General features: G+C 66.9%; 10 protein-coding genes and 1 pseudogene. 3 read left to right on the top strand and 8 right to left on the bottom strand.

Annotated elements, in window-relative coordinates; all coding sequences use genetic code 11:
• Positions 1 to 13: 13 nt before the first annotated feature.
• From rseP to rpsB, 8 genes are all read right to left on the bottom strand, one after another.
• The gene (rseP, locus tag AC3WLY_RS31960; RefSeq protein ID WP_175961134.1) at positions 14 to 1399 is read right to left on the bottom strand and encodes an RIP metalloprotease RseP; all 1386 of its coding nucleotides are present in this window, start codon (positions 1397 to 1399) and stop codon (positions 14 to 16) included.
• Positions 1400 to 1410: 11 nt separating this feature from the next.
• Positions 1411 to 2607, bottom strand: coding sequence for a 1-deoxy-D-xylulose-5-phosphate reductoisomerase (locus AC3WLY_RS31955; RefSeq protein ID WP_175961135.1), 1197 nt, complete (start codon positions 2605 to 2607; stop codon positions 1411 to 1413).
• 15 nt (positions 2608 to 2622) lie between these two features.
• Positions 2623 to 3444 (bottom strand): phosphatidate cytidylyltransferase, encoded by an 822-nt coding sequence (locus AC3WLY_RS31950; protein ID WP_175961136.1) that lies wholly within the window; start codon positions 3442 to 3444, stop codon positions 2623 to 2625.
• Positions 3438 to 4220 (bottom strand): polyprenyl diphosphate synthase, encoded by a 783-nt coding sequence (gene uppS, locus AC3WLY_RS31945; RefSeq protein ID WP_034207662.1) that lies wholly within the window; start codon positions 4218 to 4220, stop codon positions 3438 to 3440. The genes AC3WLY_RS31950 and uppS overlap by 7 nt, the downstream gene beginning before the upstream one ends.
• A gap of 49 nt (positions 4221 to 4269) precedes the next feature.
• A complete protein-coding gene (gene frr / locus AC3WLY_RS31940) occupies positions 4270 to 4830 on the bottom strand; it encodes a ribosome recycling factor (protein WP_021159105.1) in 561 nt (186 codons plus the stop codon).
• A gap of 90 nt (positions 4831 to 4920) precedes the next feature.
• Positions 4921 to 5634, bottom strand: coding sequence for a UMP kinase (gene pyrH / locus AC3WLY_RS31935; protein WP_006402648.1), 714 nt, complete (start codon positions 5632 to 5634; stop codon positions 4921 to 4923).
• 156 nt (positions 5635 to 5790) lie between these two features.
• On the bottom strand, positions 5791 to 6672 hold the full coding sequence (tsf, locus tag AC3WLY_RS31930) for a translation elongation factor Ts (protein WP_111017879.1): 882 nt from the start codon (positions 6670 to 6672) through the stop codon (positions 5791 to 5793).
• 163 nt (positions 6673 to 6835) lie between these two features.
• On the bottom strand, positions 6836 to 7576 hold the full coding sequence (gene rpsB, locus AC3WLY_RS31925; RefSeq protein ID WP_011352461.1) for a 30S ribosomal protein S2: 741 nt from the start codon (positions 7574 to 7576) through the stop codon (positions 6836 to 6838).
• A 389-nt stretch (positions 7577 to 7965) separates the two neighbouring features.
• Between rpsB and map the strand changes: the two genes are divergently transcribed.
• The 3 genes and pseudogenes from map to AC3WLY_RS31910 all read left to right on the top strand — a co-directional run.
• Complete coding sequence (map, locus tag AC3WLY_RS31920; protein ID WP_072437089.1) at positions 7966 to 8781, top strand: type I methionyl aminopeptidase; 816 nt, start codon at positions 7966 to 7968, stop codon at positions 8779 to 8781.
• 45 nt (positions 8782 to 8826) lie between these two features.
• Complete coding sequence (locus AC3WLY_RS31915) at positions 8827 to 11403, top strand: [protein-PII] uridylyltransferase (RefSeq protein WP_175961139.1); 2577 nt, start codon at positions 8827 to 8829, stop codon at positions 11401 to 11403.
• A gap of 16 nt (positions 11404 to 11419) precedes the next feature.
• Positions 11420 to 12515, top strand: a pseudogene (locus AC3WLY_RS31910) (pseudouridine synthase); the annotation flags it as partial.

The raw sequence follows: 12515 nt of genomic DNA, 5'->3' as shown, positions 1-12515 counted from the left end.
GCCGCCTGACGCTTCAGAAATGGATTAGCCGAGCCAGATCGTTGAACAGCGCGATCGCCGACAACACGACGATGCAGATCAACCCGGCTCTTTGCAGAATCAGTTGCCAGCGCTCCGAGACGGCTTTCCCGGTCGCGGCTTCAACCGCATAATATAACAGATGCCCCCCGTCCAAAACGGGAATCGGCAACAAGTTCAGGACGCCAAGGCTAATGCTGACAAGGGCGAGGAACGACAGGAACGCCGACGGACCGAGCCGTGCGCTCTTGCCCGCGTAGTCGGCAATCGTCACGGGGCCGGACAGGTTCTTCAGCGACGCATTGCCCGTGATCATCCGCCCGAACATCCGCAGCGAATACACGGAGATGTCCCACGTGCGGTGCACGCCGAGCCGCAGGCTCTCGATCGGCCCGTAGCGCACGTCGACGGACGGCGTGTGCATCGACAGCGCCGCGCCGATCCGGCCGACCTGCTGCCCCGATTCGTCGTCGCGCTGCATCTGCGGCACGATCGATACCGTCTGCGCGGCGCCGTCGCGCTCGATCCGCAGGTCGAGCGCCTTGCCCGCATGGTGCTTGACGGAATCGATGAAGCGCGACGCGCCGCCGATCGGCTTGCCGTCGAGCGCGACCAGCTTGTCGCCGGCCTTCAGGCCCGCCTGCTCCGCCGCGCTGCCGGGCTGCACCGACGCGACCGACAGCGTGCCGCCGCCGGCCTCGAAGCCCAGGTGCGTCATGAAATCGTCGTCGAGCTGACTTTCGGGAACATTGCGGAGGTCGACGCGGAAATCGAACGTCGCGCTGCCATCGCGCGCGCCGAGCACGATCTCGCGATGATCGAACGCGGCCGCCAGCAGCTTCCAGCGCAGGTCCGACCACGACCGCACCGGCTCCGACTCGCCGCCCTGCGCATCGCCTACGCGCACGTTGCGGATCGACACGATCGTCTCGCTGCCGTCGAAGCCCGCGCGGGCCGCCACCGTGCCGGCGGCCGGCGGCGCGACGATCGCGGCCGGCTCGGTCACGCCGGACGCGAATACGACGGAAAACAGCACGATTGCCAACAGGAAGTTCGCAATCGGCCCCGCCGCGACGATCGCGATGCGCTTGTAGACCGACTGGCGGTTGAACGCCTGGCCGAGCTCCTCCGGCTTGATGCCGGAGCCCGGATCGCGCTCGTCGAGCATCTTCACGTAGCCGCCGAGCGGCAGTGCGGACAGCGTCCACTCGGTGCCCGTCCTGCGGCTGACCCAGCGCGCGACGGGCTGGCCGAAGCCGATCGAGAAACGCAGCACCTTCACGCCGCACCAGCGCGCGACGCGATAATGTCCGTACTCATGCACGACGACCAGCACCCCGATCGCCACCGCAAACGCGATCAGTTCGACCAGCACGTTCATGAGCACTCCATTCAGACAGTACGCTCCACGCGGGGCGCAGGCGCTTTTGCAATGATCGCGGCGGCGAGGCGGCGTGCCTCGGCATCCGCCGCCAGGACGTCGTCGAGCCCGTCGGGTGCACGGTTCGGCAGCGCGTTGAGCACTGCGTCGACCGTCGCCGCGATCGCCATGAAACCGATCCGGCGCTCGAGAAATGCTTCGACCGCAACTTCGTTCGCCGCGTTCAATGCGGCGCTCGCGATGCCGCCTTCCTCAAGCGCCTTCAGCGCGAGCGCGAGGCACGGGAAGCGCGCGTAATCGGGCTTCTCGAACGACAGCTGCGCGATCTGCGCGAGGTCGAGCTGGTCGACGCCCGCATCGACGCGATCGGGAAACGCGAGCGCATGCGCGATCGGCGTGCGCATGTCGGGGTTGCCGAGCTGCGCGAGCACCGAGCCGTCGCGGTACGACACGAGCGAATGGATCACGCTCTGCGGATGGATCAGCACGTCGATCCGGTCGCCCGGCAGCCCGAAGATCCAGTGCGCCTCGATGACCTCGAGACCCTTGTTCATCATCGTCGCGGAATCGACCGAGATCTTGCGGCCCATCACCCAGTTCGGGTGCTTGCACGCCTCGTCCGGCGTCACGTCGACGAGCGTGGCCGGTTCGCGCGTGCGGAACGGGCCGCCCGATGCGGTCAGGATGATCTTCGAGATCCCGCCATGCTCGGCCGCGTCGCGCGGCATGCACTGGAAAATCGCGTTGTGCTCGCTGTCGACCGGCAGCAGGATCGCGCCATGGTCGCGCACGGCGTCCATGAAGATCGCGCCCGACATCACGAGCGCTTCCTTGTTCGCGAGCAGGATCCGCTTGCCGGCACGCGCGGCCGCGAGGCTCGGCGCGAGGCCTGCCGCGCCGACGATCGCCGCGACCACCGTGTCGCAGCCGTCGCTCGTCGACACGTCGACGAGCGCCTGCGACCCGTGCAGCACGGTCGTCTTGCTGCCCGCCGCGCGCAGTTTCGCTTCGACGTGCGCGGCCGTCGCGGCATCGCCGACCACCGCCACTTCAGGCGCGAAGCGCAGGCACTGCTCGACGAGCTTGTCGCCGTTGCGGTGCGCGGTCAGCGCGTAGACCGTGAATCGCTCGGGATGGCGCGCGACCACGTCGAGCGTGCTGTCTCCGATCGAGCCCGTGGAACCGAGCAATGTCAGACGTTTTTGCATAACAGAGATAATGGTTTAACCAAGCAGCAGCATCGCGAGCGGCAGCACCGGCAGCAGCGCGTCGACACGGTCGAGCACGCCGCCATGGCCGGGCAGCAGTCCGCTCGAATCCTTCACACCGGCCTGCCGCTTCAGCAGCGACTCGAACAGGTCGCCGATCACGCTGTACGCAACCAGCAGCGTCAGCGCGGCCCACGCACCGGGCATTCCGTAGCGCACGGCGAATGCGGAAAACAGGGTCGGCTCGAAAGCATGCGCGGCCGTCGCGACACCGGCGACGACCATCACCGCAAGCCAGCCGCCGATCGCGCCTTCCCAGCTCTTGCCGGGACTGATCGTAATGGCCAGTTTACGCTTTCCGAAGGCCTTGCCCGCGAAGTATGCGCCGATATCGGCCAGCCAGACGACCAGCAGTAGCGACAGCACGAACGGCACGCCCTGCGCGCGCGCCGCGACGAGCGCATGCCAGCAGGCCGCGAACACGATCACCCCGGCCGCCAGCAGGAACGGCCGCCAGACGCCGCCTGCAAGTTCGGGCTTGCGCCGCAGCGCGAACGGGCCGACCAGCAGCCAGAACACGCCGGCCGCCATGAAAAGGGGACGGGATGCAGTCGCATCGATGCCGAGCGGCGTGGTGGCCGCCAGCGCGAGCGCCGCGACGACCGCATAAACGACCGGGCCGGCGCCGCCGAGCTTCAGCAGGCGCGCCCATTCCCATGCGGCGAACACGAGCACGACGCCGATCAGCGCGCCGAACGCGGCGAGCGGCGCGAACAGCGTCACCGGCAGCAGCACTGCCAGCATCACGATCGCCGTGATCACACGGGTTTTCAGCATGAAAGGGAGTCGGCGTTCTGCGATTGCGGTTCGAGCTGCGCGCTCGTGCGCCCGAAACGGCGCTCGCGCTCGGTATACGACGCCATCGCGTCGGCCAGTGCCGCGCCGTCGAAATCCGGCCAGTATTTGTCGGTGAAATAGAATTCGGCGTACGCGAGCTGCCACAGCAGGAAGTTGCTGACGCGCTGCTCGCCGCCGGTGCGGATGAAGAGATCGGGCTCCGGCGCATAGGCCATCGCCAGGTGCGGCGCGAATGCGTCCTCGGTCACTTCGACCTCGCGACCCTCGCGCACGGCCTGCTCGACGAGTTTCTTCGTCGCCTGCAGGATGTCCCACCGGCCGCCGTAGTTGGCAGCGATGGTGAGCGTAAGACGGGTGTTGCGCGCCGTCTTCGTCTCGGCGCGGCGAATCAGTTCGCGGATGCGCGGCTCGAAGCGCTCGAGATCGCCGACGACACGCAGGCGGATTCCGTTCGCATGCAGCTTGCCCACCTCGCGCTCGAGCGCGGTGATGAAGAGCCGCATCAGGAACGACACTTCGTCGTTCGGCCGGCGCCAGTTTTCCGAACTGAACGCGAACAGCGTCAGGTATTCGACGCCGGCGCGCGCGCAGCCTTCGACCACCGCCCGCACGGCATCGACGCCGCGGGTATGCCCCGCGACGCGCGGCAAGCGGCGTTCGGTTGCCCAACGGCCGTTGCCGTCCATGATGATCGCGATGTGACGCGGCACGACGCCGACGTCAGGCACGCGAACGGTAGAGCTGGTATAGGTCATGGCCGTTGAGACAGTAATGCGGGAAGAAGGCGGCGCGCGAGGACGGTCGTCAGACCGTCATGATCTCGGCTTCCTTGGTCTGCACGAGCTTGTCGATTTCGGCAACGTGCTTGTCGGTCAGCTTCTGCACGTCGTCGCTCGCGCGGCGCTCGTCGTCTTCCGAGATTTCCTTGTCCTTCACGAGCTTCTTGAGCGCTTCGTTCGCGTCGCGGCGCAGGTTGCGGATCGCGACCTTGGCCGTTTCGCCTTCGCTCTTGACGACCTTCGTCAGCTCGCGGCGGCGCTCTTCCGTCAGCGCGGGCATCGGCACGCGGATCAGGTCGCCGGCCGTTGCCGGGTTCAGGCCCAGATCGGCTTCGCGAATGGCCTTCTCGACCTTCGCGACCATGTTCTTTTCCCACGGCTGCACGCCGATCGTGCGCGCGTCGACCAGCGTCAGGTTCGCGACCTGCGAGATCGGCACCATCGACCCGTAGTAGTCGACCTGCACATGATCGAGCAGACCGGTGTGCGCACGGCCCGTACGGATCTTTGCCAGATCGTTCTTGAACGCTTCGATCGAGCGCTGCATCTTTTGCTCGACGCCCTTCTTGGTATCAGCGACACTCATTTCAACCTCCGAACCTTCAAACCTTCAAAGAACGCGGGCGCTGCCCGGCGCATCTTGCGCGCCACGGCCAATGCCCGCATCCGCGGGAGTTTACACGTGGACGAGCGTACCTTCGTCCTCGCCCAGCACGATGCGCTTGAGCGCGCCCGGCTTGTTGATCGAAAACACGCGAATCGGCAGCTTCTGGTCGCGGCACAGCGCAAACGCCGTCGCGTCCATCACCTGCAGGTTGCGGCTGATCGCCTCGTCGAAGCTGATCGTCGTGTAGCGCGTGGCCGACGGATCCTTCTTCGGATCGGCAGAATATACGCCATCGACCTTGGTCGCCTTCAGCACGACCTCGGCGCCCACTTCCGAACCGCGCAGTGCCGCGGCGGTGTCCGTCGTGAAGAACGGGTTGCCGGTGCCGGCCGCGAAGATCACGACGCGGCCTTCCTCGAGCTGGCGGATCGCGCGGGGCCGGATGTACGGCTCGACGACCTGGTCCATCCGCAGCGCGGATTGCACGCGCGCCTCGATGCCGGCGTGGCGCATCGCGTCCTGCAGCGCCAGCGCGTTCATCATCGTTGCGAGCATCCCCATGTAGTCGGCGGTCGCGCGATCCATGCCGGCCGCGCCGCCCGCGACACCGCGGAAAATATTACCGCCACCGATCACGACCGCCAGCTGCGTACCGAGACGCACGACTTCGGCGATATCGGCCACCATCCGTTCGATCGTCGCGCGATTGATGCCGAAGGCATCGTCGCCCATCAGCGCTTCGCCGGAGAGTTTGAGGAGGACGCGTTTATAGGCATTGGACATAGGGGCTTCCGAGCGACGAGAGGATGACAACCACGAACTGTAGGGGCGAAATACTGATTCGGGCAAGCGCCGACGGCCGGACCGGGGTTCCCGGCCGGCCGGCGGCGCCGCCGGGGGGGGGGGAGCGGACGCCCGCCGCGGGTACTGCCTGACTGCTTACTGCTGCTTTGCTGCTGCGACTTGCGCGGCCACTTCGGCGGCGAAGTCGTCCTGGCGCTTCTCGATGCCTTCGCCGACGACGAACAGCGCGAACTTCTGCACGGCGGAATCCGCTGCCTTCAGCATCTGCTCGATCGTCTGCTTGTCGTTCTTCACGAACGTCTGGTTCAGCAGCGACACTTCCTTCAGGTACTTCTGGACGCTACCGTCGACCATCTTCGCGACGATCTCGGCCGGCTTGCCCGATTCCGCAGCCTTCTGCTCGGCCACGCGGCGTTCCGTCTCGATCAGCTCGGCCGGCACGTCGGCCGACGACAGCGCGACCGGCTTCATTGCCGCGATGTGCATCGCGACGTCCTTGCCGACCTGCTCTTGCGCACCCGTGTACTCGACGATCACGCCGATGCGCGCGCCGTGCAGGTACGTTGCGATCTTGTTCGCGGTTTCGAAGCGGACGAAACGGCGGATCGACACGTTCTCGCCGATCTTGCCGATCAGCGCCAGGCGCACTGCGTCGACCGTCGAGCCCTCGAGCGGCAGTGCCGACAGCGCGGCCACGTCGGCCGGGTTCTGCGTCGCGACGAGTTCGGCGACCGTCTTCGAGAATGCGAGGAAGTCGTCGTTCTTCGCGACGAAGTCGGTTTCGCAGTTCAGTTCGACCAGCGCGCCTGCGTTGCCGCCGACGAACGATGCGACGACGCCTTCGGCCGTCACGCGCGATGCCGCCTTGCTCGCCTTGTTGCCGAGCTTGACGCGCAGCAGCTCTTCAGCCTTGGCCAGATCGCCGTCGGCTTCCGTCAGCGCCTTCTTGCACTCCATCATCGGTGCGTCGGTCTTTGCGCGCAGTTCTGCCACCATGCTTGCGGTAATTGCCGCCATCATTCGCTCCTTGAGTCTGTATTCACAACGCCGCCCGCTTGGACGCGAACGGCCGAGATTCGTTTCCGGACCCGCGCCGCTTCGGCGCGATCAGGTCCGGCGCACAAGCTTAAAAAAAGGGGGCCTGTTGAGAGCCCCCCTTTTTGCGCCGGCTCGGGGCCAGTTACGCGTTTTCCTCGACGTACTCGTCGTCGCCACGCGCTGCCTGGACCACTTCGTTGACCGCGTTCGCACGGCCTTCCAGGATCGCGTCGGCCACGCCTTCCGCGTACAGCGCGACTGCCTTGCTCGAGTCGTCGTTGCCCGGGATCACGTAGTCCACACCTTCCGGCGAGTGGTTCGTATCGACCACGGCGATGACCGGCACGCCCAGCTTGTTCGCTTCGGTGACGGCAATCTTGTGGTAGCCGACGTCGACGACGAAGATTGCGTCCGGAATGCCGCCCATGTCCTTCACGCCGCCGATCGACTTCTGCAGCTTGGCGATTTCACGTTCGAACAGCAGCGCTTCCTTCTTGCTCATCTTCTCGGTTTCGCCCGATTCGACGGCCGCTTCCATGTCCTTCAGGCGCTTGATCGACACCTTCAGCGTCTTGAAGTTGGTCATCATGCCGCCGAGCCAGCGTGCGTTGACGTACGGCATGCCCGCGCGCTGCGCTTCTTGGGCGATCGTGTCGCGCGACTGGCGCTTCGTGCCGACGAACAGGATCGTGCCGCGGTTCGCTGCCAGCTGGCGCACGTACTTCTGTGCGTCCGTGAACATCGGCAGCGTCTTTTCGAGGTTGATGATGTGAATCTTGTTGCGGTGACCGAAAATGAACGGTGCCATCTTCGGGTTCCAGAAGCGCGTCTGGTGACCGAAGTGGACACCCGCTTCCAGCATTTGGCGCATCGTAACTGCCATGTGAATTCTCCACGAGGGTTGGGTCTTAAGCCGGCCGCCGTACCGCCGCGCGAACCTGCCCCGAATTACTCCGAAAGGCAACGAATTCTGCGCGGCCGGCACCCTGGTTGCGCCGGCTTGCGATTCGGCACGTGCAAAACGCCCGTGCCGTAAGCCTGTCACCGCGATGCCGCCCCAACATGGGACAAACTCGGCATTTGGATATCGACTTAGCCAAAGAGTATAGCACGCCGATTTGTCGGCTCTCAAGTCGCCCGCCACTTTCGCTTGCCGTGCGGCAGCCGGCCGGACAATCCGCGAAAACCCGCATCGGCGCGGCCGGCAGGGGCTGCGACGCCCGCCATAAGGTGCGATAATCCATCAATTCACCGCATTCCAGGCATACCTCGATGACTATTACGCTCAAAAACGAACACGATATCGCCGAGATGCGCGTCGCCTGCCGTCTCGCGAGCGAAGTGCTCGACTTCATCACGCCGCACGTCGTCGCGGGCGTCACGACCGCCGAACTCGATCGCCTCTGCCACGAGTTCATGCTCAACGAACAGGGCACGATCCCCGCGCCGCTGAACTACCAGCCGCCCGGCTATCCGCCGTACCCGAAGGCCACCTGCATTTCGGTCAACGACGTGATCTGCCACGGCATTCCTGGCGAGAAGGTGATCAAGAACGGCGACGCGCTGAACATCGACATCACCGTGATCAAGAACGGCTACTTCGGCGACACGAGCCGGATGTTCATCGTCGGCGAGGGCTCGATCCTCGCGAAGCGCCTCGTGCAGACCACCTACGAGTGCATGTGGCTCGGCATCGACCAGGTCAAGCCCGGCGCGCACCTCGGCGACATCGGCCACGCGATCCAGAAGCATGCGGAAGCGCAGGGCTACAGCGTCGTGCGCGAATACTGCGGCCACGGCATCGGCACGGTGTTCCACGAGGATCCGCAGGTCGTCCACTACGGCCGTCCGGGCACGGGCATCGAGCTGAAGCCCGGGATGATCTTCACGATCGAGCCGATGATCAACGCCGGCAAGCGCGACATCCGCACGATGCCCGACCAGTGGACGGTCAAGACGCGCGACCGCAGCCTGTCCGCGCAGTGGGAGCATACGGTGCTCGTCACCGAAACCGGCTACGACGTGCTGACCGTGTCGGCCGGCACGCCGGCGCGCCCCGTGTTCGCGCAACCGGCCGCAGCAGTCTGAGCGCCGTCGCGCCAGCCCGCCCCGCCCCCACCTGAACGGCCGCCCATGAGCGCTCACGCCGCCCCCTCGCCCGACGCACTGTCGCGGCGCGCCGAATTCAAGGCCGCCAAGGCCGACATGCTCGAGCGCTTTCGCCGCGCGACGAACGTCGCGTCGCTGATGCACGCGCAGTCGAAACTCACCGACGACGCACTGAAGCGCGTGTGGGACGATTGCGGGCTGCCGGCGACGCTCGCGCTCATCGCCGTCGGCGGCTACGGGCGCGGCGAGCTCGCCCCTTATTCCGACGTCGACATCCTCGTACTGCTGCCCGATGCGCACGACCCGGCGCTCGACCCGCGCATCGAGCGTTTCATCGGGATGGCATGGGATCTCGGCCTCGAGATCGGCAGCAGCGTGCGCACGGTCGCGCAATGCATCGAGGAAGCATCGCAGGACGTCACGGTGCAAACCTCGCTGCTGGAAGCGCGCCGCATCGTCGGCAGCACCGCGCTGTTCGAGCGCTTCACGGTGCGCTACCACGAGGCGCTCGACGCCCGCGCGTTCTTCACCGCGAAGGTGCTCGAGATGCGCCAGCGCCACGCGAAGTTCCAGGACACGCCGTACAGCCTCGAACCGAACGTGAAGGAAAGCCCCGGCGGGCTGCGCGACCTGCAGACGATCCTGTGGATCGCGCGCGCGGCGGGTTTCGGCAGCAGCTGGCGCGAGCTCGACACGCGCGGCCTCATCACCGATCGCGAAGCGCGCGAGCTGCGCCGCAACGAGGGTTTCCTGAAGACGCTGCGCGCACGGCTGCACGTGATCGCCGGCCGCCGCCAGGACATGCTCGTCTTCGACCTGCAGACGCAGGCCGCCGAGAGCTTCGGCTACCAGCCGACGCAGGCCAAGCGCGCGAGCGAGCAACTGATGCGCCGCTATTACTGGGCCGCGAAAGCCGTCACGCAGCTCGCGACGATCCTGATCCAGAACATCGAGGCGCAGCTCTTCCCCGCGACGAGCGGCATCACGCGCGTGCTGTCGCCCGACCGCTTCGTCGAGAAGCAGGGGATGCTTGAGATCGTCGACGACGGCGTGTTCGAACGCCATCCCGATGCAATCCTCGAAGCGTTCCTGCTGTACGAAACGACCCGCGGCGTGAAAGGCCTGTCCGCGCGCACGCTGCGCGCGCTGTACAACTCGCGCGAAATCATGAACAACGCGTGGCGCCGCGATCCGCAGAACCGCCACACGTTCATGCGGATCCTGCAACAGCCCGAAGGGATCACGCACGCGTTCCGGCTGATGAACCAGACGAGCGTGCTCGGCCGCTATCTGCTGAACTTCCGCCGCATCGTCGGCCAGATGCAGCACGACCTGTACCACGTGTACACGGTCGACCAGCACATCCTGATGGTGTTGCGCAACATCCGCCGCTTCGCGGTCGCCGAGCATGCGCACGAATACCCGTTCTGCAGCCAGTTGATCGGCAACTTCGACCGTCCGTGGGTGCTGTATGTCGCGGCGCTGTTCCACGACATCGCGAAGGGCCGCGGCGGCGACCACTCGACGCTCGGGATGGCCGATGCGCGGCGCTTCTGCCGCGAACACGAGATCGCCGGCGACGACGCGGCGCTGATCGTGTGGCTCGTCCAGCATCACCTGACGATGAGCCAAGTCGCGCAGAAGCAGGACACGAGCGACCCCGAAGTCATCAAGCGCTTCGCCGAACTCGTCGGCAACGAACGGCGCCTCACCGCGCTCTACCTGCTGACCGTCGCCGATATCCGCGGCACGAGCCCGAAGGTGTGGAACACGTGGAAGGGCAAGCTGCTCGAGGATCTGTACCGCATCACGCTCGCGGTGCTCGGCGGCGCGAACCCCGACGCGCATTCGGAGCTGAAGTCGCGGCAGGAACAGGCGCTCGCGCTGCTGCGCCTCGAAACCGTGCCCGACGACGCGCACCGCGCGCTGTGGGATCAGCTCGACGTCGGCTTCTTCCTGCGTCACGATGCGGCCGATATCGCATGGCAGACGCGTGTGCTGTACCGGCACGTGAACGCCGAAACCGCGATCGTCCGCGCGCGGCCGTCGCCGATCGGCGACGCACTGCAGGTGCTCGTGTACGTGAAGGACCGCCCCGACCTGTTCGCGGGCATCTGCGCGTATTTCGACCGCAACGGGCTGTCGGTGCTCGACGCACGCGTCAGCACGACGCGGCACGGCTACGCGCTCGACAACTTCATCGTCACGCAGACCGAACGCGACGTGCGGTACCGCGACATCGCGAATCTCGTCGAACAGCAGCTCGCAACGCGGCTCGCCGAAACCGCACCGCTGCCGGAACCGTCCAAGGGCCGCCTGTCGAGGCTGTCCCGAACCTTTCCGATCACGCCGCGCGTCGACCTGCGGGCCGACGAGCGCGGTCAGTACTACATCCTGTCCGTGTCCGCCAACGACCGGCCGGGCCTTCTCTATTCGATCGCGCGCGTACTCGCCGAGCATCGGATCGGCGTCCACGCGGCGCGGATCAATACGCTCGGCGAACGCGTCGAGGACATCTTCCTGCTCGCGGGCGCCGGCTTGTCCGACAACCGCCTGCAGATCCAGCTCGAAACCGAATTGCTGCGTGCGATCGCAGTCTGAATGAATCCCAGCGTTTATGCGCACCAAATTGACCGTCAAGAATCCGCGGCCGGCGTCGCCGACCCGCGCACCTGTCCGCTCCGGCAGCCTCGTCGCCCGCAAGGCGGTGCGTCCCGCTGCGCCGCCCGCGACAGACAAGCCGGCCCGCCCGAAGAAGGCGTCGGGCCCGGCAGCCGCCGGCGAACGCACGTTCAAGCCGCGCGGTGCCGCGGGCGCCGAGCGCCCGGGCGCGGATCGCGCAACGGCCAAGCGTGCGCCGCGCGACGGCGGTACCGAACGCAGCTATCGCAGCGCTGACGGCAAGCCCGACTCGCGCCCGCCCCGTCGCAGCGACGATGATGCACGGCCGCGCCGCGCGGGTGCCGAAGGCGGCGCGCGCGCGCCCTATCGTGACAACGCAATCGGCGCAGGCGCCAAGCGCAGTTTCGACGACCGTCGCTCGTCGTCAGACCGCCCGCCCCGTCGCAGCGACGACGACGCACGGCCGCGCCGCGCAGGCGCTGACGACGCAAAGCGCACACCCTATCGCGACAGGGCAGCCGGCGAAGGCGCGAAGCGCAGCTTCGATGACCGCCGTACGTCGTCCGATCGCCCGGCCCGTCGCAGCGACGACGATGCACGGCCGCGCCGCGCAGGCGCAGAAGGCGGCACGCGCGCACCCTATCGCGACAAGGCAGCCGGCGAAGGCGCGAAGCGCAGCTTCGATGACCGCCGCTCGTCGTCAGACCGCCCGCCCCGTCGCAGCGACGACGATGCACGCCCGCGCCGCGCAGGCGCTGACGACGCCAAGCGCACGCCCTATCGCGACAAGGCAGCCGGCGAAGGCGCGAAACGCGGCTTCGACGACCGCCGTACGTCGTCCGACCGCCCGGCCCGCCGCAGCGACGACGATGCACGGCCGCGCCGCGCAGGCGCTGACGACGTCAAGCGCACGCCCTATCGCGACAAGGCAGCCGGCGAAGGCGCGAAACGCGGCTTCGGCGATCGCCGTACGTCGTCCGACCGCCCGCCCCGTCGCAGCGACGACGATGCGCGCCCGCGCCGCGCAGGCGCTGACGACGCCAAGCGCACGCCCTATCGCGACAAGGCAGCCGGCGAAGGCGCGAAACGCA

It is taken from the genome of Burkholderia sp. FW306-1C-G01B (assembly GCF_058781685.1).
The sequence above is the reverse complement of the archived record's forward strand: the minus strand, read 5'-3'. Positions and strand labels throughout refer to the sequence as shown.

Bases quoted from the DNA above. Each gene is read 5' to 3' on its own strand.
- rseP (WP_175961134.1), bottom strand. From the start codon at position 1,399: ATGAACGTGCTGGTCGAACTGATCGCGTTTGCGGTGGCGATCGGGGTG.
- AC3WLY_RS31955 (WP_175961135.1), bottom strand. From the start codon at position 2,607: ATGCAAAAACGTCTGACATTGCTCGGTTCCACGGGCTCGATCGGAGAC.
- AC3WLY_RS31950 (WP_175961136.1), bottom strand. From the start codon at position 3,444: ATGCTGAAAACCCGTGTGATCACGGCGATCGTGATGCTGGCAGTGCTG.
- uppS (WP_034207662.1), bottom strand. From the start codon at position 4,220: ATGACCTATACCAGCTCTACCGTTCGCGTGCCTGACGTCGGCGTCGTG.
- frr (WP_021159105.1), bottom strand. From the start codon at position 4,830: ATGAGTGTCGCTGATACCAAGAAGGGCGTCGAGCAAAAGATGCAGCGC.
- pyrH (WP_006402648.1), bottom strand. From the start codon at position 5,634: ATGTCCAATGCCTATAAACGCGTCCTCCTCAAACTCTCCGGCGAAGCG.
- tsf (WP_111017879.1), bottom strand. From the start codon at position 6,672: ATGGCGGCAATTACCGCAAGCATGGTGGCAGAACTGCGCGCAAAGACC.
- rpsB (WP_011352461.1), bottom strand. From the start codon at position 7,576: ATGGCAGTTACGATGCGCCAAATGCTGGAAGCGGGTGTCCACTTCGGT.
- map (WP_072437089.1), top strand. From the start codon at position 7,966: ATGACTATTACGCTCAAAAACGAACACGATATCGCCGAGATGCGCGTC.
- AC3WLY_RS31915 (WP_175961139.1), top strand. From the start codon at position 8,827: ATGAGCGCTCACGCCGCCCCCTCGCCCGACGCACTGTCGCGGCGCGCC.